We start from the raw sequence: 25,255 nt of genomic DNA, 5'->3' as shown, positions 1-25,255 counted from the left end.
TCGCCGTAGAGGTTGTGGTGTGGCCGCTCAGTTAATTCTTCGCAAAGATGATTTTTTTGCCTCCGCGAGTCAGGCCGTCGCGGTGGCCGACCGTTACCCGCAAAATGTCTTTGCCGAGCACACCCATGAGTTCTGCGAGCTGGTGCTGGTGTGGCGCGGCAACGGCCTTCACGTCCTCAACGACCGGCCCTACCGCATCACGCGCGGGGATCTGTTTTACATTCGCGCCGAAGACAAACACGCCTACGCCTCGGTTAACGATCTGGTGTTGCAGAACGTCATCTACTGCCCTGACAGGCTTAAACTGAATGTCGACTGGGCGAGCAACATTCCGGGCATTCTGAATGCCGGAGGCGAACCGCACTGGCGCTTAAGCAGCAGCGGCATGGCTCAGGTGCGCCAGACGATTTCCCAGCTGGAGCAGGAGAGCCAGAAGAGCGACCCGGTGGCAAACCAGATGTCGGAGCTGCTTTTCGCCCAGCTGGTGATGACCCTGAAGCGTCATCGTTACGCCACGGATAATCCCTCCGCCACCACGCAGGAAGCGCTGCTGGATAAGCTGATCGCCCGGCTTGCGGGCAGTCTGAACAAGAGTTTCGTACTGGAAAAATTCTGCGAGCAGGAGCAGTGCAGCGAGCGCGCGCTGCGCCAGCAGTTCCGCACCCAGACGGGAATGACGATAAATCATTACCTGCGCCAGCTGCGCATCTGCCACGCCCAGTATCTGTTACAGCATACGGAGCTGATGGTCAGTGAAGTGGCGATGCGCTGCGGCTTTGAGGACAGTAACTACTTTTCGGTGGTGTTTAACCGTGAGGTGGGGATGACGCCGGTTCAGTGGCGTCATCGCAGTCGAAAAGCAGCGTAATCAGTTCGCCATGCCGAGGCCGACGATATTGGCCGCAATGATAATCACCACGCAGCCCAGGCTCAGTACGCCAACCGGACGACGTCCGGCGTTGTTCCACTCCTTCAGCACCAGCCCAACCAGACCGCCGCACAGCACGTAGAAGCTCATGTGCAGCATCCAGCTTATGTAGTCGTACTGCGGCGGAATGCTGGCGTGGCCCCAGGCGTAGAAGAAGAATTGCAGATACCACATCAGGCCGCCGAGCGCGGAGAGCAGAACGTTGGTGAGGATCAGCGGTTTTGCCAGCGAGAAGTCGGCTTTTACCGACAGGTTCTTCACTTTTGCCAGACGGATAAAGCAGAAACCGAGGTTTACCAGCGCGCCGCCGCCCATGATCACCACGTAGCTTGGCAGGGCAACATACAGCGGGTCAACGCCCAGCGCCGCAGCGGCGTCGTGCATCGGTTTGGCGGCGTTCATGGCGAACGACATGCCCGCCGAGAAGACCCCGCACATCACCGCCAGCAGCAGCCCTTTCTTCAGGTTGAACTCTTCGGCCCTGATGCCCATCTTGCGTTCTTTTAGCTGGCCTGCGCGGGTAACGATTCCCACGCCGATCACCGCCACCAGCACGCCCAGCAGCGTCATCCGGCCGCCCTGGGTGTTGATCAGCACGTCGAAATGGCCGTTAAGGATTGGCGTCATCAGCGTGCCCACTATCAGCGTAATGCCAATCGCGATGCCGATACCCATCGACATCCCGAGGTAGCGCATGGTCAGGCCGTAGTTGATGTTGCCGATGCCCCACATCGCGCCGAACAGGAATACCGGTAGCAGGGTGGAGGCGTTGAAGGAGGAGAAGTAGCCCCAGAAATCGGGCAGCAGCATGGCGCTGATTGTCCACGGCAAAATTAGCCAGGACACGGTACCGCCAACGGACCACATGGTTTCCCACGACCAGCCTTTCACCTTTTTGAACGGGGCATAGAAACAGGCTGCACTGGCTGCGCCTATTAAATGCCAGAAGATACCCATCGTAATCGCATGATTCATTTTTACGTCCTCATCGTTTTTATAGCCGGAGGCTTCCCCCCGACTTGATGAGTGTAAAAATTAGGCTGTTCAGGAACCTTCAGAAGGTTGCCGCACTTTTGTTTTGAATGGCAATCAGCACGTTAAGCGCGTGAGCAGACTCACAATTCTTTTATTTCTCAAAAACCGAATAACCTTATAAAAACTACGGCATTGATAATCATTTTCAATATCATTTAATTAACTATAATGAACCAACTGCTTACGCGGCATTAACAGCTGTGCCGCCCGACAATAATGGAGAGGATTATGAGTTATACACTGCCATCCCTGCCGTATGCCTACGACGCACTGGAACCGCATTTCGACAAGCAGACGATGGAAATCCATCACACTAAACACCACCAGACCTACGTGAACAACGCGAATGCTGCGCTGGAAAGCCTGCCAGAGTTCGCTAATCTGCCTGTTGAAGAGCTGATCACCAAGCTGGACCAGCTGCCAGCAGACAAGAAAACCGTACTGCGTAACAACGCGGGCGGTCACGCTAACCACAGCCTGTTCTGGAAAGGCCTGAAAACCGGCACCACCCTGCAGGGCGACCTGAAAGCGGCTATCGAGCGCGACTTCGGTTCCGTAGACAACTTCAAAGCGGAATTCGAAAAAGCCGCTGCAACCCGCTTCGGCTCTGGCTGGGCGTGGCTGGTTCTGAAAGGCGACAAGCTGGCAGTGGTTTCTACTGCTAACCAGGACTCCCCGCTGATGGGTGAAGCGATCTCTGGCGCATCCGGTTTCCCAATCCTGGGTCTGGACGTGTGGGAACACGCTTACTACCTGAAGTTCCAGAACCGTCGCCCTGACTACATCAAAGCGTTCTGGGATGTCGTGAACTGGGACGAAGCAGCAGCGCGTTTCGCCGCTAAAAAATAAGGTTGCATTGACGCCTGTGAGAAGCGAGTCTGATGACTCGCTTTTTTTGTATCTGCGTAATGGAGGCAGCGATGCATTACCCGGTGAACGTGTTTACAGGCAAGGTAAGGGAGTACGACGGCAGCCGCCCGAGCGCCATCGCCAAAGTGCAGGTCGACGGTGAACTGTCGCTGACCGAGCTCGGGCTTGTGGGCGACCAGCAGGCCGAAAAGAAAATCCACGGCGGGCCCGATCGCGCGCTGTGCCACTATCCGCGCGAGCACTATCAGCACTGGAAAACCGAATTTCCTGAGCAGGCGGACCTCTTCGTCGCGCCCGCGTTTGGCGAAAATCTTTCAACGGAAGGGCTGACGGAAAAGAACGTCTTTATTGGCGATATTTACCGCTGGGGCGATGCTCTGATTCAGGTGACGCAGCCACGCTCACCGTGCTTTAAGCTCAACTACCATTTCGGGATTCAGGATATGTCGGCCCAGCTGCAAAACGCGGGCAAAACCGGCTGGCTGTATCGCGTGGTGCTTGCAGGACAAGTATCTGCGGATGCCCCGCTTGAGATCGCGTCGCGTTTGAGCGACGTGTCCGTTTACGACGCCTGCGCTATTGCCTGGCATATGCCTTTCGACGATGAACAGTATCATCGCCTGCTGTCGGCGGCGGGGTTGTCTACCAGTTGGACGAGAACGATGCAAAAGCGGCGGTTAAGCGGGAAGATCGAGAGTAGTTCGCGGAGATTGTGGGGGAAATAGGTTCCGTAGAAAGTAGGCCGGGTAAGGCGAAGCCGCCACCCGGCACATACCGTTACGAACGCTTATACAGCGGTAGCCACAGCGTTAACCGCAGCCCGCCCAGAGGGCTGTCGTCGGCTTTCACCCAGCCGCGGTGCTGCTGCATGGCGGTTTCTACAATCGCCAGCCCCAGCCCCGTGCCGCCGGACTCACGGTCGCGCGCTTCGTCGGTGCGGTAGAACGGACGGAAAATCTGCTCGCGATCTTCCGGGCTGACGCCTGGACCATCGTCATCGACAATGACGGTGATCCCGTCTTTATCCACCGAGAACGCCACCTCAATCTTCGTATGCGAGTAGCGCAGGGCGTTACGCACGATATTCTCCAGCGCGCTTTCCAGCGCGTTGGGGTTACCGTACAGCGGCCACGGGCCCGGCGGGAAGTTGACGGTGAACGATTTCCCCATCTGCTCCGCTTCGAACGCCGCGTTGTCCAGCACCTCGTGCCACAGGTGATTGGCTTTCACCGTTTCGCTCACCAGCGCGTTTTTTTGCTGGTTGCGCGACATCACCAGCAGATCGTTAATCATGCTGTCCAGACGGTGCGCTTCCGTTTCAATACGCTCCAGCTCTTTGCTTTCCCCGCTGCGGCGACGCAGCAGGGCGGTGCCCAGCTGTAAGCGCGTGAGCGGGGTGCGCAGTTCGTGCGAGATGTCCGACAGCAGGCGTTGCTGGGCCGTCATCATCCGATCAAGCGCGCTGACCATCTGGTTAAAACTGGTGCCGGCGGCCAGGAACTCCTGCGGCCCGGATTCCAGCTCCGGATGCTGTCTGAGATTGCCTTGTGCCACTTCGTCCGCCGCGTTTTTCAGCTTACGCGCCGGTTTCGCCAGGCTCCACGCCAGCCATAACAGCAGCGGGGAACTGACCAGCATCGTGACGATCAGCAGCAGAAGCGGACGGTCAAACAGCAGGTTGATGAAGTCGGACTGGGAACTGCTCGCAGGGCGAATCAGGTAGAGCTGGTAGTTATCTTCCCCATCCCGTACCGAGAAAGGGCCGACCATCTCTACCCGACCATATTTCTTTTTCTGTGGGTGATCGGCGTTATCCGCCTGGCCAATAAAGTTGCGGATGATCTGCATTTCATTGCGATCGGCGCCAATCACGCGGCCTTCGCTGGTAACCAGCAAAAGACGTTGTCCTGGCGGCGCCCACTTGTCGATAGCGCGAAACAGCCTGCGCCACCACATTAAATCGTTCGGCGGATCGTTTGCCAGCTCCGCTTCCACGTGCTGCTCGATCATCACGCCCTGACGTTGCTCGCTGTCGAGCAGCTCCGTCATCTGGCGTGAGTCGAGTTTTGGCAACATCAAAACGAGCATTAAAACCAGTGCCAGCGTCAGCCAGAAGATGGCGAAGATGCGGGCGGTTAAGCTGCCTATCATGAAGCAGAAACCATCAGATAACCGCGACCACGCAGGGTTTTAAACCATGGGTGACCGTCTTTACGCTCCGGCAGCTTGCGGCGCAGGTTAGAGATGTGCATGTCAATGGCGCGGTCAAACGGCGTGAGGCGTTTGCCCAGCACTTCCTGGCTTAAATGTTCACGCGATACCACCTGGCCAAGATGTTGCGCCAGTAGATACAGCAGTGTGAACTCGGTGCCAGTAAGCTCCAGCGTCTGGCCGTCGAAGCTTGCTTCCTGACGGCCCGGGTTCAGGCTCAGGGAGTCCACTTCCAGCGTTGGCGAGCTGTTGTCGGTATTCTGCTGCTGCTCGCTCCAGTGGGAACGACGCAGGATCGCGCGAATACGGGCCACCAGTTCACGGTCGTTGAACGGCTTCGGTAAATAGTCATCCGCACCCAGCTCAAGGCCGAGAACGCGGTCAAGCTCGCTGCCGCGGGCGGTCAGCATGATAACGGGGGTCTGGTGTGTCTGGCGAAGCTCTTTCAGCGTATCAATACCGTTTTTCTTTGGCATCATTACGTCGAGCAAAAGTAGATCGATGCTGTCGTCAAGGAGACTCAGCGCCTGCTCGCCATCATGGGCAACCAGGACGTTGAAACCTTCCATGTCGAGCAACTCCTTTAAAAGGGATGTGAGCTCTCGGTCATCGTCAACTAACAGGATTTTATTCATTGTTTAAATACCTCCGAGGCAGAAATTACGACATCAAGGCTATCTAATCCATGACTTTACGTTGTTTTACACCCCCTGACGCATGTTTGCAGCCTGAATCGTAGACTGTCTCTCGTTGAATCGCGACACGAAAGATTTTGGGAGCAAGTGATGCGCAAAGTTACCGCTGCCGTCATGGCCTCAACGCTGGCGTTCAGTGCGTTTAGCCAGGCTGCTGTAGCTATCATCGGCGATAACGGTTCCTCGCAAGAGGGCGCAACGCAGCACAGCAGCCAAAGCCATATGTTTGACGGCATAAGTTTAACCGAACATCAGCGTCAACAGATGCGAGATCTGATGCAGAGGGCACGACACGACCAGCCCCCTGTTAATGTTAGCGAAATGGAGACAATGCATCGCCTTGTCACCGCAGAAAATTTTGACGAAAGCGCTGTTCGCGCTCAGGCCGAAAAAATGGCACAGGAACAGGTTGCCCGCCAGGTAGAAATGGCGAAGGTCCGCAACCAGATGTTCCACCTGCTAACGCCCGAGCAGCAAGCGGTTTTGAATGCCAAACATCAGCAGCGTATGGACCAGCTGCGTGAGGTTGCACGGATGCAGCGAAGCTCAGAAGCGACGTTTTTCAGTAGCAATAGCAGTACCCGTAGTAACCAGTAAACCCTGTTTTCCTTGCCATAGACACCATCCCTGTCTTCCCCCACATGATGTGGGGGTTTTTTTTGCCCCGCATTCTGATTTGTTAACCGTTTATTCATCCTTTGCCTCCCCATGCTTCCGTTATACTAGCGGCATGACATGACAGGAGCGTTTATGAATCAATCCTATGGAAGGCTGGTAAGCCGGGCCGCCATTGCGGCGACCGTCATGGCCTCTGGCCTGCTGCTGATCAAAATCTTTGCCTGGTGGTATACCGGCTCGGTCAGTATTCTGGCGGCGCTGGTGGATTCACTGGTCGATATCGCCGCCTCGCTGACCAACCTCCTGGTGGTGCGCTACTCGCTGCAGCCGGCGGATGAAGAGCACACGTTTGGGCACGGCAAGGCGGAATCGCTCGCGGCGCTGGCGCAAAGTATGTTCATTTCTGGCTCTGCACTGTTCCTGTTTTTGACCGGTATTCAGCATCTGGTTTCACCTTCACCGATGAACAATCCCGGTGTTGGCGTGGTCGTCACGGTCATTGCACTTATAAGCACACTTGTTCTGGTAACTTTCCAGCGCTGGGTCGTTCGCAAAACGCAAAGTCAGGCCGTACGGGCGGATATGCTTCATTATCAATCTGATGTTATGATGAATGGGGCTATTCTTATTGCGCTCGGTCTGGCCTGGTATGGCTGGCATCGGGCCGATGCGTTGTTTGCGTTAGGGATTGGTATCTATATTTTATATAGCGCCCTGCGGATGGGGTATGACGCGGTGCAATCACTGCTCGATCGCGCTCTTCCGGACTCAGAACGTAACGAAATTTTTTCTATCGTGACCTCCTGGCCCGGCGTCAGCGGTGCACACGATCTTCGAACGCGGCAGTCAGGGCCGACCCGCTTTATTCAGATTCATATTGAAATGGAAGACAACCTGCCACTGGTACAGGCTCACGTTATTGCTGAGCAGGTCGAGCAGGCGATTTTGCAGCGTTTTCCTGGTTCAGACGTCATCATTCACCAGGATCCCTGCTCGGTTGTACCCGGACATGTTGGGCTTTCGTAATTCGTTGTAAAAAAGTGAGCCAGGCCAGCATTTTGTGTATAAATTACCGCCATTTGGTCTGACCTGAATCAATTCAGCCAGAAGGGATTGATATACTATTTGCAGTATTCGTTGGTCGATAAGTTTCTTCCGGCAACAGATTTCAATTTTGCATTCCTAAGTTCAGAGGTAGTCATGATTAAGAAAATCGGTGTGTTGACAAGCGGCGGTGATGCGCCGGGCATGAACGCGGCAATTCGTGGGGTTGTCCGTGCAGCGCTGACGGAAGGTCTGGAAGTTTTTGGTATCTATGATGGTTACCTGGGTCTGTATGAAGACCGTATGGTTCAGCTCGACCGCTACAGCGTGTCTGACATGATCAACCGTGGCGGTACCTTCCTTGGGTCTGCGCGCTTCCCGGAATTCCGTGACGAACACATCCGTGAAGTGGCTATCGAGAACATGAAAAAGCGTGGTCTGGACGCGCTGGTCGTTATCGGCGGTGACGGCTCGTACATGGGTGCAAAACGTCTGACCGAAATGGGCTTCCCGTGCATCGGCCTGCCGGGCACCATCGACAACGACATCAAAGGCACTGACTACACCATCGGTTACTTCACCGCGCTGGGCACCGTTGTGGAAGCCATTGACCGCCTGCGTGATACCTCTTCTTCTCACCAGCGTATCTCTATCGTTGAAGTGATGGGCCGTTACTGCGGTGACCTGACCCTGGCAGCGGCTATCGCCGGTGGCTGTGAGTTTGTGGTGGTTCCTGAAGTGGAATTCAGCCGCGAAGATCTGGTTGCTGAGATCAAAGCCGGTATCGCGAAAGGTAAGAAACACGCGATTGTGGCTATCACCGAGCACATCTGTGACGTTGACGAGCTGGCGAAGTACATTGAAACCGAAACCAAACGCGAAACCCGCGCGACCGTTCTGGGCCACATCCAGCGCGGCGGTTCCCCTGGCCCGTACGACCGTATTCTGGCGTCCCGTATGGGTGCGTACGCTATCGAGCTGCTGCTGCAGGGCCACGGCGGCCGCTGCGTCGGTATTCAGAACGAACAACTGGTGCACCATGACATCATCGACGCGATTGAAAACATGAAGCGTCCATTCAAAGGTGACTGGCTGGACTGCGCGAAAAAACTGTACTGATCCTTCGAGCCCTCTTCTTTCTGAAGAGGGCTTTTATTCCTCCACGTTATAGCCAATCTTTTTTTATTCTTTAATCATCGATTCGCTTTCTGGCACGCTGCATTCATCAAAACACTACACAAGAGAGCTGGGCGATGAATAAATGGGGCGTGGGGTTAACATTATTGCTGGCATCGACCAGCGTGCTGGCAAAGGACATTCAACTTCTCAACGTGTCGTACGACCCGACGCGTGAGCTGTACGATCAATACAACAAAGCCTTCGCGGCGCACTGGAAGCAGGAAACCGGCGATAACGTGGTGGTTCGCCAGTCGCACGGTGGCTCTGGTAAGCAGGCGACATCTGTGATTAACGGTATTGAAGCCGACGTGGTTACCCTGGCGCTGGCCTATGATGTCGACGCTATCGCCGAGCGTGGCCGTATCGACAAAAACTGGATCAAACGCCTGCCGGACAACTCCGCGCCATACACCTCGACCATCGTCTTCCTGGTGCGTAAAGGCAACCCGAAACAGATTAAGGACTGGAACGACCTGATCAAACCGGGCGTTTCTGTGATTACCCCGAACCCAAAAAGCTCCGGCGGGGCACGCTGGAACTACCTGGCGGCCTGGGGCTACGCGCTGCACCACAACAACGGTGACCAGGCTAAAGCACAGGAGTTCGTCAAATCCCTGTACAAAAACGTTGAAGTGCTGGACTCCGGCGCGCGCGGTGCCACTAACACCTTCGTCGAGCGCGGAATTGGCGACGTGCTTATTGCCTGGGAAAACGAAGCCCTGCTGGCGACCCACGAACTGGGTAAAGACAAGTTTGAGATCGTGACGCCGAGCGAATCCATCCTCGCCGAGCCGACCGTTTCCGTGGTCGATAAGGTCGTTGATAAGAAAGGCACCAAAGCGGTGGCGGAAGCCTACCTGAAATATCTCTACTCGCCGGAAGGCCAGGAAATCGCGGCGAAGAACTTCTATCGTCCGCGCGATGCGGCTGTCGCGAAGAAATACGACAGCGAATTCCCGAAACTGAAGCTCTTCACCATTGATGATGTATTCGGCGGCTGGACGAAAGCGCAGAAAGAGCACTTCTCTAATGGCGGCACCTTCGACCAGATTAGCCAGCGCTAACGGTTAGCAAACGACACGGCGACCCGGTGTGAGAAATCCACCGGGTTTTTTATTTGGTCATCATTTTGCGTTACTCTTTTGCCTCTATTGAAAACAGGGAACGCGTTGTGAAAAAAATTATCTTACTGATCCTGATTGTCATCGCCCTTGCCGCAGGCGGCGTGTACTGGATAAAAGCGGGTAATCCGAATGCGTTGCGCCATATCGTCCTCGACCAGTGTCTGCCTAATCAGCTGCAGCACCGTAACCCGGCACCCTGCGCGCAGGTGAAGCCTGATGCGGGCTATGTGGTATTTAAGGACCGCAACGGGCCGCTGCAGTATCTGCTGATGCCAACGTACCGCATCAACGGCACCGAAAGCCCGCTCCTGACCGAGCCTCATACGCCAAACTTCTTCTGGCTGGCGTGGCAGTCGCGCAGCTTTATGACCCTGAAGCGTGGCTCTGAAGTGCCGGACAGCGCTATTTCGCTGACGATTAACTCACCGACCGGACGCACGCAGAACCATTTCCATATCCATATCTCCTGCCTGCGCCCGGACGTGCGCGAGAAGCTCAACGCGGCGCAGGGAGACATCAGCACCCAGTGGCTACCGTTCCCGGGTGGGCTGGAAGGACATGAGTACCTCGCACGCCGGGTGACGGAGAATGAACTGGTCCAGCGCAGTCCGTTTATGATGCTGGCGGAAGAGCTGCCGGAGGCGCGCGACCATATGGGACGCTTCGCGCTGGCGATGGCGCAGCAGTCAGATGGTTCGTTTGTTTTGCTGGCGACCGAGCGGAACCTGCTCACGCTTAACCGCGCGTCGGCAGAGGAATTGCAGGATCATCAATGCGCTATCCTGAAGTAACCCCACTATAAATCGCGTTTACTCAGGCTGCCTGTCACCGTAGACTTGCTGAAAAAATCTACAGGAGACAGGTATGTCGCTCTGGTTAACGCATCCTCTGCTGCTGCCCTCGCTGATCGTCGGCGTCACCATCGTGCTGTGGGCGACGTCGCTGTTGCCGGAATTTATCACCGCGCTGCTGTTTTTCACGGCGGCGATGGCCGCCAGAATCGCCCCGCCGGAGGTGATTTTTGGCGGTTTTGCCTCGTCGGCCTTCTGGCTGGTCTTCAGCGGCTTTGTGCTCGGCGTGGCGATCCGTAAAACCGGCCTGGCGGACAGGGCCGCCCGGGCGCTGTCGGCAAAGCTCACTGACTCCTGGATGCTGATGGTGGCGAGCGTGGTATTGCTCAGCTACGCGCTGGCGTTTGTGATGCCGTCAAACATGGGGCGTATTGCGCTGCTGATGCCCATTGTCGCGGCGATGGCGAAACGCGCCGGTATCGCCGACGGATCCCGCGCCTGGTTCGGCCTTGCGCTGGCAGTCGGCTTCGGTACCTTCCAGCTCTCGGCCACCATTCTGCCCGCCAACGTGCCTAACCTGGTCATGAGCGGCGCGGCGGAAGGCTCGTACGGCATTCACCTGAACTATGTCCCGTATCTGCTGCTGCACACGCCGGTGCTCGGTATTCTCAAAGGCCTGATTCTGATTGGCCTCATCTGCTGGCTGTTCCCCGGCAGCCCGAAACCGGCGAAGGATTTCACGCTGTCTGAACCGATGGGGCGTGACGAAAAACGACTCGCCTGGCTGCTGGTGGTGGTGCTGATGATGTGGGTGACGGAGAGCTGGCACGGCGTGGGGCCGGCGTGGACGGGGCTGGCGGCCTCGATTATCGTTATGCTGCCGCGCATTGGTTTTATCACCGGCGAGGAGTTCTCGGTGGGGGTAAATATGCGCACCTGCATTTACGTTGCGGGTATTCTCGGGCTGGCGATCGTCGTGACGCAAACGGGTATCGGAGCGGCCGTAGGCGAGGCGCTGCTGCGCATAATGCCGCTGGATGCGGACAAACCATTCACCAGCTTCCTGGCGCTAACCGGAATTACTACGGCACTCAATTTCATTATGACTGCCAACGGCGTTCCGGCGCTTTACACCACGCTGGCGCAGAGCTTCTCGGACGCGACCGGTTTCCCGCTGCTGTCGGTAATCATGATTCAGGTACTGGGCTATTCCACGCCGCTACTGCCGTATCAGGCGTCGCCGATTGTGGTGGCGATGGGGCTAGGAAAGGTGCCTGCAAGGGCGGGGATGGTGCTCTGCCTGGCGCTGGCGATTGCGACGTATCTGGTGCTGCTGCCGCTGGATTATCTGTGGTTTAGCGTGTTAGGGCGTTTGTAGCGGCGGGTAAGCGCAAGCGCCACCCGCCACAAAGGCCATTACGCCTGTTTAGCCGCTTCTGCCGCTTTAACGATCACCGCGAAAGCGTCCGCTTTCAGGGATGCACCGCCAACCAGCGCGCCATCGATATCTGGCTGGGTGAACAGCTCAGCAGCGTTGGAGGCGTTTACGGAGCCGCCGTACTGGATGATCACTTGCTCAGCCACTTTCGCGTCGGCTTTAGCAATGTGGTCACGGATGAATTTGTGAACTGCCTGAGCCTGCGCAGGGGTAGCAGATTTGCCGGTACCGATCGCCCAGACTGGCTCGTAAGCGATAACCGCGCCTTCGAACGCTGCCGCGCCCTGCGTTTTCAGCACGGCGTCGATCTGACGTGCACACACTTCTTCGGTTTTGCCCGCTTCGTTTTCCGCTTCGGTTTCACCGATGCACAGAACCGGGATCAGACCCTGCTCTTTCAGCACGGCAAATTTCTTCGCGATGAACTCGTCAGATTCTTTGTGGTAGGTGCGACGCTCGGAGTGGCCGATGATGATGTATTTCGCGCCGATATCTTTCAGCATTTCAGCGGAAGTTTCACCGGTGAACGCGCCAGACAGGTTAACGTCAACGTTCTGCGCGCCCAGCACGATGTGGCTGCCGTCAGCGGCACGTTTAGCCAGATCCAGGTACATATCCGGCGGAGCGATAGCAACCGCGCAGCCGGTCACGCCAGCCAGCTCTTTACGCAGGTTTGCAACCAGTTCGTTTACCATGTGGCGGCTGCCGTTCAGTTTCCAGTTACCCATCACTAAAGGATGTCGCATTTCAATTCTCCACGCTAAATAAGCGAATTAAGGAATATGGCCGCCCTGTCGGGCAGCATGGTCTGTGAATCAGTATAGAGATTTTCCCTCGAAAGGCTTTGCTTTTTGTCATTAATTGGCCCCGCCAAGGGTGTCAGATAGCGCCAGCTTAATCGGTTCAACGGCGAAGGTCAGTCCTTTTTCGCCGTTATCCGCCACTACATAGCGAATCGCGCCTTCGGTTGTGGCGTAGTACCGCTTGTTTTTACCGGCGGTCAGCAGCTTTTGCAGCTTTTGCTGGCTCTGCTTTTTCGTCAGCGCAGGCGTAAACGCCTGCAGCACCGCGCTCATGTAATCAAGCGCCTTCGATTTAGCCGCTTTCTGCTCTGGCCCCTGAATCGGCAGCCAGGTGATTTGCATGCTTTTGATTTTTAACGTACCGCGCTCCAGCGCCGTGGAAGCATACAAATTCTCGTTAATCTTGCTCGCTGCACGGGTCAGTGTAGGGGTATCGCGCGAGCTATCAATGGCGCGAAACTCATCCAGCGGCAGCCCTGGGTTGGCCTGATTGAAAGCTTCGCGAAACTGGCTGATGGACTGATCGAAAGACGGTGCGCCCGCCAGCAAATACGGCGCAGTGGTGGGGGCCGCGGTGTTGGCGGCATGCAGCGGAAAACCCGCGCCGAGCATCGCTAAACACAGGAAAAGAGAATGTGCCGAATTTTTCATCAACATTGCACCTGGCCGTAAGTGCTCATGATTAAAACGATATCTGGTCGGCTTGTCAAAAGGTCACAACTCCAGGGTAAAATGCGGGCTAAACGATAATAAGGAACCTTACATGACCATACAGCAGTGGCTGTTTTCATTCAAAGGGCGTATTGGACGCCGTGATTTCTGGGTCTGGATGGTGACGTGGGTCGTCGCCATGCTGCTTCTTTTTTTCGTTGCTTATAACGCCTGGCTGAGCACGCAAACGGCGGCATTTGCACTGGTCTGCCTGCTATGGCCAACGGCGGCCGTCGTGGTGAAACGCCTGCACGATCGCGGCCGCTCCGGCGCGTGGGCATTTTTGATCATACTGGCGTGGATGCTGGTGGCAGGGAACTGGGCGATGCTGCCTTCCATCCTGCCGTGGGTCGTGGGCAGGCTGCTGCCGTCGGTCATCTTCGTGATGATGATTGTCGATCTGGGCGCGTTTATCGGCACCCAGAGCGAAAATAAATACGGTAAAGATACCGTCGAGGTGAAATACCGCTGATCACCAGTAGTGTTCGGCGGTCATATGGCCCGGCCGGCGGCGAAGATGTTTCGTCATCTGCCGGGTATCCTTCAGAAGCTGCTGCGTGTCCCGGACCATCTGCGGGTTACCGCACAGCATGACGTGGCTGGTTTCGGCCGTCATCGGTAAGCCCACTGCGTCTTCCAGTGCGCCGCTCTCAATTAACGCCGGTACGCGACCGGTAAGCGCTCCTGCTACGGTTTCGCGGCTGACTACCGTCTGAATCTTTAACTTTCCGCCGTACTGCTGTTCCAGCGCCTGCATCTGCGGGAGATAGCTTAAATCTGCGGCATAGCGCGCGGCGTGCACCAGCACGATGTTTTTGAAGCGCTCCAGATCCTTACCGTACTGCAAGATAGAGAGATACGGACCGATGGCCGTGCCGGTTGCCAGCATCCAGAGCGTGTCACAGTCAGGGATCTCTTCGAGCACAAAGAAGCCTGCCGCTTCGCTCACAATCTGCACATCGTCGCCGGGCTTAAGGGCGGCAAGGCGCGGGCTGAGCTTACCGTCAGGAACGGTGACGAGATAGAACTCGAGATCCGGGTTATCCGGCGCGTTAACGTAAGAGTAGGCGCGCTGCACGCGCTCGCCGTCGACATCCAGACCCAGCTTGGCAAATTGCCCGGCCTTAAACGGGTGAACGGGAGCATGCAGGGTGAGACTAAATAGCGCATCGGTCCAGAATTCTATCTTTGTGACTTTACCTGTTACCCAGTCCGCCATGATCTTCTCCTGTGCTGTTTCTCTGTTCTATCTTCCGTACTTGTGGGAAACATTTCCAGCCCCTTCGGGCCGGAAAGCTCTATCGATCAAACGGTTTTACAGAATGTGGGTCTGCACGTCCGGGTCTTTACGGTCGAGATAGTGAATGGACTGAATGCGTCGGATGGTGCGCGATTTACCGCGGATCAGCAGCGTTTCGGTGGTCGCCATGTTGCCCTTGCGGGTGATGCCGTCCAGCAGATCGCCTTTGGTGATGCCGGTTGCAGAGAAGACGACGTTATCGCTGCGCGCCATGTCGTTCAGCGCCAGTACTTTATTGGCTTCGATGCCCATCGCTGCGCAGCGCGCCAGCTCGTCCTCACCGATACGACGGTTTTCGTCGCTGTCGCCTTTCACCTCATGGCGCGGCAGAAGGCGCGCCTGCATATCGCCGTCCAGTGCGCGGATCACCGCCGCAGAGACCACGCCTTCCGGCGCGCCACCGATGCCGTAAAGCACGTCGACTTCGCTGTCCGGCATACAGGTCAGAATAGACGCGGCAACGTCGCCATCCGGAATGGCAAACACGCGCACGCCGAGTGCCTGCAGATAAGAGATGGTGGCGTCGTGGCGCGGTTTCGCCAGAATGGTCACGGTGAGTTCGTTGAGCGGTTTAGCCAGCGCCGCCGCGATATTGCGCAGGTTGGCGTCCAGCGGCAGGCTGAGATCGATTGCACCTTTCGCTCCAGGGCCGACAATCAGCTTTTCCATATACATGTCCGGCGCGTTGAGGAAGCAGCCTTTATCGCCCACGGCCAGCACCGCCAGGGCGTTGGCCTGGCCCATCGCCGTCATGCGCGTGCCTTCGATCGGGTCCACCGCGATATCCACCGCATCGCCTTTGCCGGTCCCGACCTTTTCACCGATGTAGAGCATCGGCGCTTCGTCGATCTCGCCTTCACCGATGACGATAGTGCCGTCGATGTTGACCTGGTTAAGCACAATGCGCATGGCGTGGACGGCCGCGCCGTCTGCGGTATTTTTGTCGCCACGACCCAGCCATTTATAGCCTGCAAGGGCGGCTGCTTCGGTGACGCGGGAAAACTCGATAGCAAGTTCACGTTTCATGAGGGACTCGTACAATCAAAAGGAATTGCACGAAGTTTATCACAGAGTGGGGAGGGGGGAGGGGACCGGTGCGGTTGGAACCCCTCACCCTAACCCTCTCCCCAGGGGAGAGGGAATATAGGCTTACTCTTCGTGCTCTTCCCACGCCAGGGCGCGTTTCACCGCTTTCTTCCAGCCGCTGTAGCGGTAGTTGCGCTCGGTGGTTTCGATGCCAGGGCGGAATTCGCGTTCGATGACCGCTTTCTCCTGCAGCTCGTCCAGGTTCTGCCAGAAGCCTACCGCGAGACCCGCAAGATACGCCGCGCCCAGTGCCGTCACTTCACGTACTTCAGGGCGCTCAACGCGGGTGCCCAGAATGTCGGACTGGAACTGCATCAGGAAGTTGTTGGCCACCGCGCCGCCGTCTACGCGCAGGGCGTGCAGACGAATGCCGGAGTCTGCCTGCATCGCTTCCAGCACGTCACGCGTCTGGTAGGCGATGGATTCCAGGGTCGCACGAATGATGTGGTTTGAGTTCACACCACGCGTCAGGCCGAAAATTGCGCCGCGGGCATACGGGTCCCAGTACGGTGCGCCCAGACCGGTGAACGCTGGCACCACGTACACGCCGTTGGTGTCTTTCACTTTGGTCGCGAAGTACTCGGAGTCAAACGCATCGCTGATCAGCTTCATCTCGTCGCGCAGCCACTGAATAGATGCGCCCGCCATAAACACCGCACCTTCCAGGGCATAGTTGACCTCGCCGCGCGGGCCGCAGGCGATGGTGGTCAGCAGGCCGTTTTCTGATTTCACCGCTTTCTCGCCGGTGTTCATCAGCATAAAGCAGCCGGTGCCGTAGGTGTTCTTCGCCATCCCTTCCTTGACGCACAGCTGGCCGAACAGCGCCGCCTGCTGGTCACCGGCGATACCGGCGATAGGAATACGGGTGCCGCCTTTACCGCCGATGTTGGTCTGGCCGTAGACTTCAGACGACTTACGCACTTCAGGCAGCATCGCGCGCGGAATATCCAGCGCGTCCAGCATCTTGTCATCCCACTCCAGGGTGTTGATGTTGAACAGCATGGTGCGCGAGGCATTAGTGTAGTCAGTAACGTGGACACGTCCCTGAGTCATCTTCCAGATAAGCCAGGTATCAACGGTACCGAACAGCAGCTCGCCGCGTTTTGCACGCTCGCGTGAACCTTCCACGTGGTCGAGGATCCACTTCACTTTGGTGCCGGAGAAGTACGGGTCAACCACCAGGCCGGTGGCGCTACGCACGTACTCTTCCATCCCGTCACGCTTAAGCTGTTCGCAGATCTCTGACGTACGGCGGCACTGCCAGACGATGGCGTTGTAAATCGGCTTACCGGTTTCGCGTTCCCACACCACGGTGGTTTCACGCTGGTTGGTGATACCAATCGCGGCGATTTCGTCGGAACTGATGTCGGCTTTCGCCAGCACTTCTACCAGCGTGGAGCTTTGTGACGCCCAGATCTCCATCGGGTCGTGTTCTACCCAGCCTGGACGAGGATAAATTTGCTCAAATTCGCGCTGTGACACGCTGACGATATTCGCGTCATGATCCATTACGACAGCGCGGGAGCTGGTAGTGCCCTGGTCGAGCGCAACGATATATTTTTTTTCGGTCATGGTATGTGTCCCGTAGTCAGATTACAGCGAAGCTTTTTGTTGTGCGGTAGAAGTCGTTTCCTTCTCCTCTTCCACACAGGTGTCGCACGGTAAGTGGCGACCAATTAATTTGCGATAGCCAAATGCACCCAGTGCCGCCCCTACGACGGGTCCGAACAGCGGTACCAGGAAGTAAGGAATATCTTTGCCGCCGGTGAAAGCCACGTCGCCCCATCCTGCAAAGAAGGCGAAGGTTTTTGGACCCAGGTCACGCGCCGGGTTCATCGCAAACCCTGTTAACGGCCCCATGGACGCACCGATGACGGCGATCAGCAGGCCAATCAGCAATGGCGCCAGCGGGCCACGCGGAATGCCGTTACCATCATCGCCCAAAGCCATAATGACGCCCATCAGAATAGCGGTAATCACCATTTCAACTGCGAACGCCTGCACAAAATTGATATGCGGGTTAGGGTAGGTTGAGAAGATGCCTGCCAGATCCAGACTTTCGACGCTACCGCGCACCATATGATGCGTCTGTTCGAAGTCGATGAAAAGATTGTAATAAAGCCCGTAAACTAACGCCGCTGCGCAAAACGCGCCGGCAAATTGAGAAATAATGAAGGGAACAACTTTGCGTCCGTCGAAGCACGCGAACAGCCACAGTGCGATAGTCACCGCCGGGTTAAGATGTGCGCCAGAGACCCCTGCAGTCAGGTAGATGGCCATCGCCACGCCCAGACCCCAGATGATACTGATTTCCCACTGACCAAAACTGGCACCCGCCACTTTCAGTGCAGCGACACAGCCCACTCCGAAGAATATCAACAACCCGGTACCAAGGAACTCGGCAATGCACTGGCCTTTTAAGGTTGATGTCTGACTCATAATCGGAATCCTGAAGAAATTGATGTTTATTGTTAGCGTGGCCGCCCGTGACAGCCACGATGCCCTGTAGACATAGTGTTAATTTATCGTTAACGAGCAAAAACGAGAAATATCGAAATTAAAATGTGTGGTCTGTGTCAATAAAATGAGCGTTTTCGCGCCATAAAGCGCGTTTTTGCATCAGTCGCGCACGGTGAGCTGAATCATTTTTTTAACGAATGGGTTAACAACTTAGAGGTATATGCCGCGAACGCACCAGGACGAGGCCGAAAAGTGTTGCAAACCGCGATCTGCGTGGCATGCCGCTGGACAGGGGCGACTGCGCTCCATACAATCGGAACATATGTTGTGCGCGTTTACGTTAAAGCGTCGCCTTGCAATTCAGGAGAGGTAGGATCATGTCTTTAGAAGTGTTTGAGAAACTGGAAGCGAAAGTACAGCAGGCGATTGACACCATCACGCTGCTGCAGATGGAAATTGAAGAGCTGAAAGAGAAGAACAACAGCCTGGCGCAGGAAGTTCAGAACGCTCAGCACGGCCGCGAAGAACTGGAGCGCGAAAACAACCAGCTGCGCGAACAGCAGAACGGCTGGCAGGATCGCCTGCAGGCGCTGCTGGGACGTATGGAAGAAGTCTGATTCCCACTGGGGATGAACTGAACAGGCCGGGTAAGGCGACGCCGCCACCCGGCTTTTTTTATGGTTCTCGCTGACTGACATCCAACCATAAAAAAGGCCGCCCAAGGCGGCCTTAACGCTACTTGTCCTGCGCTGTCGTGGTAAACGCAACAAACCCGATCGGTTCATCACTTTTTACAACGAGTACGCTGGCGACAATGAACGCGATACATAAATAGCGTTTCATTATGCGGTCCCTGCGGCTAACCGCTCCACCGTTCACCACCGGTGATAAGTCGGTGGACACAAGCCTGGTTAAAGGCTGCTTTACGGTTGTGGTTACACCTTTCCCTGGACCGATGCCCATGTGCGAAATGGCGGAAAGGGACGCTGCATCATAATGAGCAATAGCAGCGTAGTTAAGGTTTTCATAGATAATTAGGAATTTATAAAGGGTCGATGAGGTTACCTGAGGTTTGAACCAGGGTAAGATAAAAATCCTGGTTAAAGGTTGCAAAACTTCCCAACGGACCGCGAATCCCGAGGGACAAAAAAAACCGCCACATTGCTGTTGGCGGTTTTTTTATGGTTCACGCTTATGGTTTATTACTCGATATCCAGCGGATCTTCAGAAAGGATAATGCCGGTATTATCGGCGTAGAGATGATCGCCTGAGAAGAAGGTCACGCCGCCGAAGTTAACGCGCACGTCGCTTTCGCCGATGCCGTCACCCGCAGCGCCTACCGGAATGGCCGCGATGGCCTGAATTCCAATATCCAGGTCTTCGAGATCGTCTACCTGACGCACGGAACCGTACACCACAAGGCCTTCCCACTCGTTCTGGACGGCAATGCCGGCAAGTTCAGCATCAATCAGTGCGCGACGAACGGACCCGCCGCCGTCGACCACCAGAACGCGGCCACGGCCGTTCTGTTCGAGCAGATCGTACAGCAACCCGTTGTCCTCGAAACATTTCACCGTGACGATTTGCCCGCCAAACGATGACCGCCCACCAAAGTTGGAGAACAGCGGTTCAACGACGTTGACATCTTCCTGGTAGATGTCACAAAGCTCGGAGGTATCGTATTTCATAGGTTTAACGCTCAGTTGCTGCGAATGTGTTCAGTATATCGTGCGAAATGCGTTGTTGGCAAAATCATCAATTGTTAATTGATATTTGTCAGCTAACTGAGCGTCTGGCTTAACACAATCCCAATGATGAACAACAGGTTAGTCAGCAGCGCGCCTTTTACCGTTCGCTCCAGCATTGGCGGCATGGCTGCCGGGCTGAGTTCACGCATCACAAAGCGGGCCTGCTTAACCAGCAGCGGCGCGGCAAGCACAAACAGCCAGCCCCACAGACTATGCAGGGAAATCAGGTTAAACAGCGCCAGGCAAACCAGCGCGCCAATAAGCAGGCAGGCATGATAGCGGCGCGCATTCACCGGCCCCAGACGCACCGCCAGCGTGTTCTTGCCGTTCTCACGATCGCTGTCGATATCGCGCAGATTATTGATATTGAGCACCGCCGTCGCCAGCAGGCCGCAGGCGGTCGCCGGGAGGAACAGGGCAGGGATCACCGTATGCGCCTGTAAGTACCAGCTCCCCATTACGCTCAGCCAGCCGAAGAACACCAGCACAGAGATATCCCCAAGGCCAATATAGCCGTAAGGGCGCGTGCCGACGGTGTAGGTGATGGCCGCGATAATGGCGAGCAGGCCCAGCACCAGGAAGCCAATGAAGTCGCTGGTAGTTTTCGAGGCGACCGTCACCAGCGCCAGACCAGATAAGCAAATCAGCACCACGGTGATAATCAGCGCACGCTTCATCTGTGCCTGGGTGATCACCCCTTTTTGCATCCCGCGCAGCGGCCCGATACGGTCAGGCTTGTCGCTGCCTTTTACCGCATCGCCATAATCGTTCGCGAGGTTAGAGAGGATTTGCAGCAGCCCGGCGGTAATGAGCGCCAGACCTGCCACCAGCGGATCGAAATGCCCTTGCCACCAGGCAAGCGCGGTGCCGACAATAATGGCGGCAAAAGCCAGAGGAAGCGTTTTAGGGCGCAGACTTTCGAGCCACGCCTGAGTACGGCTGATATCAGTCATAGTAATTTAGCCAATAAAAATGGGGGCCTTAGCCCCCATTAACAGTGATGAGAATGCAGTAACCGCGATTATAGGATAAAACGGCTCAGATCTTCATCTGCCACTAACGCATCCAGATGTTTGCTCACATAGTCTGCGTCGATGGTAATGGTTTGACCGTTGAGGTCGCTCGCGTCATATGAGATGTCTTCTACCAGGCGTTCCAGCACGGTGTGCAGACGACGCGCACCGATGTTCTCGGTGGTTTCGTTGACCTGCCATGCGGCCTGGGCGATACGCTTGATACCGTCTTCGGTGAACTCAAGGTTCACGCCTTCGGTCGCCATCAGCGCCTTGTACTGTACGGTAGCAGAGGCGTTTGGCTCCGTCAGGATGCGCTCGAAATCTTCGGTGGTCAGCGCCTGCAGCTCAACGCGGATCGGCAGACGACCCTGCAGTTCGGGGATCAGATCCGACGGGCTGGCTACCTGGAATGCACCGGAAGCGATAAACAGAATGTGGTCCGTTTTCACCATGCCGTGCTTGGTAGAGACGGTGCAGCCTTCAACCAGCGGCAGCAGATCGCGCTGTACGCCTTCGCGGGACACGTCCGGACCGGAGCTGTTGCCGCCGCGCTTACAAATTTTGTCGATTTCGTCGATAAACACGATACCGTGCTGCTCAACCGCGTCGATAGCGTCCTGCTTCAGCTCTTCCGGATTTACCAGCTTCGCCGCTTCTTCTTCAATCAGCAGCTTCATCGCGTCTTTGATTTTCAGCTTACGCGCTTTCTGCTTTTGGCCGCCCAGGTTCTGGAACATGGACTGCAGCTGGCTGGTCATCTCTTCCATGCCCGGAGGCGCCATGATTTCCACGCCCATCGGCGCGGCCGCGAGGTCGATCTCAATCTCTTTGTCGTCCAGCTGGCCTTCACGCAGTTTTTTGCGGAACGCCTGACGCGCGGCTGAAGGCTCAGCCTGCTGTTCAGCCTGACCCCAGTTGTTTTTCGCCGGTGGGATCAGCACGTCGAGAATACGCTCTTCGGCCATCTCTTCCGCGCGGTAGCGGTTTTTCTCAATCGCCTGGACGCGCACCATCTTAATCGCAGAATCGGTCAGGTCGCGGATGATAGAGTCCACTTCTTTACCCACATAGCCCACTTCGGTGAACTTGGTGGCTTCAACTTTGATGAACGGCGCGTTCGCCAGCTTCGCCAGACGACGGGCGATTTCGGTTTTACCGACGCCGGTCGGGCCGATCATCAGAATGTTTTTCGGGGTGACTTCGTGACGCAGCTCTTCGTCAAGCTGCATACGACGCCAGCGGTTACGCAGCGCGATAGCCACGGAGCGCTTGGCGTTATCCTGGCCGATAATGTGTTTGTTCAGTTCGCTGACAATTTCGCGTGGGGTCATTTCAGACATGGGAGATCCTTACGCTTTGGAGGTCAATTCTTCGATGGTGTGGTTGTGGTTGGTATAGATGCAGATATCACCTGCAATATCCAACGCCTTCACCGCGATATCACGCGCGTTCATGTCGGTATTTTCCAACAGCGCGCGGGCTGCAGCCTGGGCATAAGGGCCGCCAGAGCCGATGGCAATCAGGTCGTTTTCCGGCTGAATCACGTCACCGTTACCGGTGATGATAAGCGAAGCGGTTTCATCAGCGACCGCCAGCAGCGCTTCGAGCTTGCGCAGCATACGGTCGGTACGCCAGTCTTTTGCCAGCTCAACGGCGGCTTTCACCAGATGACCCTGGTGCATTTCCAGTTTGCGTTCAAACAGTTCAAACAGCGTGAAGGCATCCGCCGTGCCGCCTGCAAAACCGGCGATCACTTTGTCGTTGTAGAGACGACGGACTTTCTTCACGTTGCCTTTCATGACGGTATTACCCAGCGTGGCCTGGCCATCACCGGCAATTACCACCTGGCCGTTACGGCGTACACTTACTATTGTTGTCACGAGCAGACCCCCTGGTTACAGATTCGGGAAACAGAAGCCCTGAGCCTGTGCTCAGGGCTGAATTAAATGATAGATGGGGGGGATTTTGGGGGTTTCAACCCCCGGAGGCGAGTCGAATGCAGTTTGTGTGCCCAGCCACTTTCAAACGGGAAATGGTGCCGTCTGCGTTTTCTTTGCCTTTAACCGGGCCGATCACCACGCGGTTCCAGCCGTTATTGGTGGTAATGCGTGAGTCAAATCCTTCAAATGCCAGTTGAGCACGTACCGTTTCCGCCTGCTCGGCACCTTTAAACGAACCGCACTGCACCATCCAGCGGCGCTCGTCTTTTTTCTCTGCCGTCTGCTTCGGCGCTTCGGTCTCTTTGGTCACCGGCGCGGCCTGCTGCGTTTTCGGCTGCTGCGCGGTGGTATGCGCTGGCGTCTGGAGCAGATCCTGATACGGCTGCGCCGCTTGCTTTGGCGGCTGCGCTTTTGGCTGTTGAACAGGCTGCGACTGCACCGTACGCGTCTGCTGCTGCGGTTGCTGGTATGGCTGGGCCTTCGGCTGCTGTACCGGCTGAGTTTGCGTCCACTGCTGCTGTTGCTGCTGTTGCTGCTGTTGAATTTGTGCCTGGCGCTGACGCTGCAGCTGCAACGTTTGCTGACGCTGCGCTGGCGTTTGTTCATTCCACGGCACTTCATTCAGCTGCGTCGGCTGCTGGCGCATATCGGCCTGCATCTGTGCCAGCAGCTGGCGCTGCTCGTCCGTCAGCTGATCGGCATTCTTCACTTCGCCACCGGCTGAGGGCTCAGTAGGCGCACGCACGCCGGGCTGACGACTTTCCAGCTCTTTAATATAGCGCCAGCGCTCTTCAGGTTTCGGCGGCAGACCATTTCCCACCACTTTGTTGCCCTGAAGGGCCTCGGACTCTTCTTTTTTATGGTGCGTGATGAAGTACAGGCCGCCAATAAAGGCCACCAGCACGGCCGCAGCAATAGCGACCATTGCTGGCGAGACCGCAGGCAGATTACGCTGCTTGCTTTTTGAACTGCTCTTTTTGCGTCGCGAAGGTGCCGGCTGGCCGCGACGTACATAATCTCGTTGTGCCACTATCGTTTCGCTGTATTTATTCGTTCGTCAGCCCGCCATGTTACTTAAGCGGCGGGGCTTTGACCAGATAAGGGTGTCCGAAAGGCGTTTACTTTAAGTCAATGCCTGGGTAGAGCCGCGAATAATCAGCTCGCAGTCCAGCAAGCGCGAGCCGCTGCTAACCGTTTGACCCTGCAGCTGATCCAGCAGAAGCAGCATCGCTTCGCGGCCAATCTGATAGCGCGGTTGTGAAACGGTGGAGAGCGGTGGATCGCAAAACTCTGAAAGTGAAATGTTATCGAATCCGATAATCGACAAATCTTTCGGCACGCGTAAGCCACGGCGCTTGGCGTGTGAAAGCGCACCCAGCGCCATCACGTCGCTGTGGCAGAACACCGCCGTTGGCGGTTCCGGCAGCGCCAGCAGTTTCTCCAGCGCCTGTCCGCCCGCTTCAAAGGTAAAATCACCGCGCGCAATATAGTGCGGATCGACAATCGCACCGGTACGGCGCAGCGCCTGAACATAGCCCTGCAGGCGGTAGTGGCACAGCGGCATCTCTTCCGGCCCGGCAATGCAGCCAATCCGCTTATGCCCCAGCTCCTGGAGATAGTTTACGGCGTTGAACGCGGCGGTGAGGTTATCAATGTGGACCGTCGGCAGCTCAAGCTCAGGCGCAAATTCGTTGGCCATTACCATTGGCGGTAAATTGCGCTGCTCTTCGATGCTGGCATCAAACGGCAGGCGCGAGCCAAGCAGCAGCATGCCGTCAATCTGCTTGGTGATAATGAGGTCGATAAAGGTTTTTTCCTGCTGGTTCTGGTGAGCGCAGTCGCCAATCAGCACCAGATAGCCCTGCTCCGCCGCCGTCACTTCGATACCGCGAATGATTTCGCTGAAGAAGGGATCGCAGATATCCGGCACTATTACCAGGATGGTCCGCGATTCATTGCGCTTGACGTTCCGCCCCATCGCCTGCGGGAAATACCCCACTTCCAGCGCCGCCTGTTCAACCTTGTTACGGGTCGCCTGGGAGACTTTATCCGGGTTCATTAATGCGCGGGACACGGTTGCCGTTGAGACTTGTGCTTTCTCGGCAACGTCTTTCATGGTCGCCGTGGCAACCTCTTTCCTGGACTTCAACGTCTTCTCCTCGCCTGAACACCGAACTGCGGACATCACCATTTTTACAGATAGTTAATGGAATCGGTTACAGAATTTTCATAAAAAGTGTGAGGCGCGTTAAATTTTT

General features: G+C 56.2%; 26 protein-coding genes. 11 read left to right on the top strand and 15 right to left on the bottom strand.

The annotated features are described in order from the left end of the window. Positions 1-19: 19 nt before the first annotated feature. Entirely contained in the window at positions 20-868 is an 849-nt protein-coding gene (rhaR, locus tag OKF39_RS00370) for an HTH-type transcriptional activator RhaR (protein WP_028014857.1), read from the top strand. Here the strand turns inward: rhaR and rhaT are convergent, their stop codons facing one another. Then, positions 869-1,903, bottom strand: coding sequence for an L-rhamnose/proton symporter RhaT (gene rhaT / locus OKF39_RS00365; RefSeq protein ID WP_045630604.1), 1,035 nt, complete (start codon positions 1,901-1,903; stop codon positions 869-871). 288 nt (positions 1,904-2,191) lie between these two features. On the opposite strand from rhaT, the gene sodA reads away from it, so the two are divergent. After that, positions 2,192-2,812, top strand: a complete 621-nt coding sequence (gene sodA, locus OKF39_RS00360; protein ID WP_003861999.1) for a superoxide dismutase [Mn] — start codon at positions 2,192-2,194, stop codon at positions 2,810-2,812. 71 nt (positions 2,813-2,883) lie between these two features. Beyond that, positions 2,884-3,558 carry a 6-hydroxyaminopurine reductase gene (gene yiiM, locus OKF39_RS00355; RefSeq protein ID WP_479983784.1) on the top strand — a complete coding sequence of 225 codons (675 nt, stop codon included), beginning with the start codon at positions 2,884-2,886 and terminating at the stop codon, positions 3,556-3,558. 52 nt (positions 3,559-3,610) lie between these two features. On the opposite strand, the gene cpxA is transcribed toward yiiM, so the two are convergent. Beyond that, on the bottom strand, positions 3,611-4,984 hold the full coding sequence (gene cpxA / locus OKF39_RS00350) for an envelope stress sensor histidine kinase CpxA (protein WP_003862003.1): 1,374 nt from the start codon (positions 4,982-4,984) through the stop codon (positions 3,611-3,613). After that, positions 4,981-5,679 carry an envelope stress response regulator transcription factor CpxR gene (gene cpxR / locus OKF39_RS00345; protein WP_006179159.1) on the bottom strand — a complete coding sequence of 233 codons (699 nt, stop codon included), beginning with the start codon at positions 5,677-5,679 and terminating at the stop codon, positions 4,981-4,983. Before cpxR ends, cpxA begins: the two co-directional genes overlap by 4 nt. A 150-nt stretch (positions 5,680-5,829) precedes the next feature. On the opposite strand from cpxR, the gene cpxP reads away from it, so the two are divergent. From cpxP to OKF39_RS00315, 6 genes are all read left to right on the top strand, one after another. After that, the gene (gene cpxP / locus OKF39_RS00340) at positions 5,830-6,336 is read left to right on the top strand and encodes a cell-envelope stress modulator CpxP (protein ID WP_028014854.1); all 507 of its coding nucleotides are present in this window, start codon (positions 5,830-5,832) and stop codon (positions 6,334-6,336) included. A gap of 153 nt (positions 6,337-6,489) precedes the next feature. After that, on the top strand, positions 6,490-7,383 hold the full coding sequence (gene fieF / locus OKF39_RS00335) for a CDF family cation-efflux transporter FieF (protein ID WP_028014853.1): 894 nt from the start codon (positions 6,490-6,492) through the stop codon (positions 7,381-7,383). Positions 7,384-7,557: 174 nt separating this feature from the next. Then, positions 7,558-8,520 (top strand): 6-phosphofructokinase, encoded by a 963-nt coding sequence (gene pfkA / locus OKF39_RS00330; RefSeq protein WP_028014852.1) that lies wholly within the window; start codon positions 7,558-7,560, stop codon positions 8,518-8,520. A gap of 134 nt (positions 8,521-8,654) precedes the next feature. Continuing rightward, positions 8,655-9,644, top strand: a complete 990-nt coding sequence (locus OKF39_RS00325) for a sulfate ABC transporter substrate-binding protein (protein ID WP_028014851.1) — start codon at positions 8,655-8,657, stop codon at positions 9,642-9,644. Between the two features lie 107 nt (positions 9,645-9,751). Further along, entirely contained in the window at positions 9,752-10,495 is a 744-nt protein-coding gene (locus OKF39_RS00320) for a CDP-diacylglycerol diphosphatase (protein ID WP_045630631.1), read from the top strand. A 73-nt stretch (positions 10,496-10,568) separates the two neighbouring features. Then, a complete protein-coding gene (locus tag OKF39_RS00315; RefSeq protein ID WP_479983382.1) occupies positions 10,569-11,873 on the top strand; it encodes an SLC13 family permease in 1,305 nt (434 codons plus the stop codon). Between the two features lie 38 nt (positions 11,874-11,911). Here the strand turns inward: OKF39_RS00315 and tpiA are convergent, their stop codons facing one another. Together tpiA and OKF39_RS00305 are read right to left on the bottom strand one after the other, a co-directional pair. Further along, positions 11,912-12,679 (bottom strand): triose-phosphate isomerase, encoded by a 768-nt coding sequence (tpiA, locus tag OKF39_RS00310; RefSeq protein ID WP_006808674.1) that lies wholly within the window; start codon positions 12,677-12,679, stop codon positions 11,912-11,914. 111 nt (positions 12,680-12,790) lie between these two features. Next, positions 12,791-13,387: a DUF1454 family protein gene (locus OKF39_RS00305; protein ID WP_028014848.1), complete on the bottom strand. Its 597-nt coding sequence runs from the start codon at positions 13,385-13,387 to the stop codon at positions 12,791-12,793. A 112-nt stretch (positions 13,388-13,499) separates the two neighbouring features. On the opposite strand from OKF39_RS00305, the gene OKF39_RS00300 reads away from it, so the two are divergent. Further along, positions 13,500-13,919 carry a DUF805 domain-containing protein gene (locus OKF39_RS00300; RefSeq protein WP_028014847.1) on the top strand — a complete coding sequence of 140 codons (420 nt, stop codon included), beginning with the start codon at positions 13,500-13,502 and terminating at the stop codon, positions 13,917-13,919. On the opposite strand, the gene fpr is transcribed toward OKF39_RS00300, so the two are convergent. From fpr to OKF39_RS00280, 4 genes are all read right to left on the bottom strand, one after another. Next, positions 13,920-14,666 (bottom strand): ferredoxin--NADP(+) reductase, encoded by a 747-nt coding sequence (gene fpr / locus OKF39_RS00295; RefSeq protein WP_047362494.1) that lies wholly within the window; start codon positions 14,664-14,666, stop codon positions 13,920-13,922. Between the two features lie 96 nt (positions 14,667-14,762). Further along, positions 14,763-15,773 (bottom strand): class II fructose-bisphosphatase, encoded by a 1,011-nt coding sequence (gene glpX, locus OKF39_RS00290; protein ID WP_028014845.1) that lies wholly within the window; start codon positions 15,771-15,773, stop codon positions 14,763-14,765. Between the two features lie 123 nt (positions 15,774-15,896). Beyond that, positions 15,897-17,405: a glycerol kinase GlpK gene (glpK, locus tag OKF39_RS00285; protein ID WP_028014844.1), complete on the bottom strand. Its 1,509-nt coding sequence runs from the start codon at positions 17,403-17,405 to the stop codon at positions 15,897-15,899. 21 nt (positions 17,406-17,426) lie between these two features. After that, positions 17,427-18,272, bottom strand: a complete 846-nt coding sequence (locus tag OKF39_RS00280; RefSeq protein WP_028014843.1) for an MIP/aquaporin family protein — start codon at positions 18,270-18,272, stop codon at positions 17,427-17,429. A 398-nt stretch (positions 18,273-18,670) separates the two neighbouring features. Here OKF39_RS00280 and zapB point away from each other — a divergent pair, with 398 nt between their 5' ends. Continuing rightward, the gene (gene zapB, locus OKF39_RS00275; protein WP_028014842.1) at positions 18,671-18,910 is read left to right on the top strand and encodes a septal ring assembly protein ZapB; all 240 of its coding nucleotides are present in this window, start codon (positions 18,671-18,673) and stop codon (positions 18,908-18,910) included. A gap of 585 nt (positions 18,911-19,495) precedes the next feature. Here the strand turns inward: zapB and rraA are convergent. The 6 genes from rraA to cytR form a co-directional block, all read right to left on the bottom strand. Further along, the gene (gene rraA, locus OKF39_RS00270) at positions 19,496-19,981 is read right to left on the bottom strand and encodes a ribonuclease E activity regulator RraA (protein ID WP_023309687.1); all 486 of its coding nucleotides are present in this window, start codon (positions 19,979-19,981) and stop codon (positions 19,496-19,498) included. Positions 19,982-20,073: 92 nt separating this feature from the next. After that, a complete protein-coding gene (gene menA / locus OKF39_RS00265) occupies positions 20,074-21,000 on the bottom strand; it encodes a 1,4-dihydroxy-2-naphthoate polyprenyltransferase (RefSeq protein ID WP_479983783.1) in 927 nt (308 codons plus the stop codon). Between the two features lie 62 nt (positions 21,001-21,062). After that, complete coding sequence (gene hslU, locus OKF39_RS00260) at positions 21,063-22,397, bottom strand: HslU--HslV peptidase ATPase subunit (protein ID WP_028014840.1); 1,335 nt, start codon at positions 22,395-22,397, stop codon at positions 21,063-21,065. 9 nt (positions 22,398-22,406) lie between these two features. Then, the gene (gene hslV, locus OKF39_RS00255; protein WP_014072345.1) at positions 22,407-22,937 is read right to left on the bottom strand and encodes an ATP-dependent protease subunit HslV; all 531 of its coding nucleotides are present in this window, start codon (positions 22,935-22,937) and stop codon (positions 22,407-22,409) included. A gap of 94 nt (positions 22,938-23,031) precedes the next feature. After that, positions 23,032-24,027 carry a cell division protein FtsN gene (gene ftsN, locus OKF39_RS00250; RefSeq protein ID WP_136484728.1) on the bottom strand — a complete coding sequence of 332 codons (996 nt, stop codon included), beginning with the start codon at positions 24,025-24,027 and terminating at the stop codon, positions 23,032-23,034. Between the two features lie 93 nt (positions 24,028-24,120). Next, positions 24,121-25,146, bottom strand: coding sequence for a DNA-binding transcriptional regulator CytR (gene cytR / locus OKF39_RS00245; RefSeq protein WP_041911797.1), 1,026 nt, complete (start codon positions 25,144-25,146; stop codon positions 24,121-24,123). Positions 25,147-25,255: the final 109 nt, after the last annotated feature.

The organism is Enterobacter cloacae complex sp. HYC042_NIDB (genome assembly GCF_056673315.1).
The sequence above is the reverse complement of the archived record's forward strand: the minus strand, read 5'-3'. Positions and strand labels throughout refer to the sequence as shown.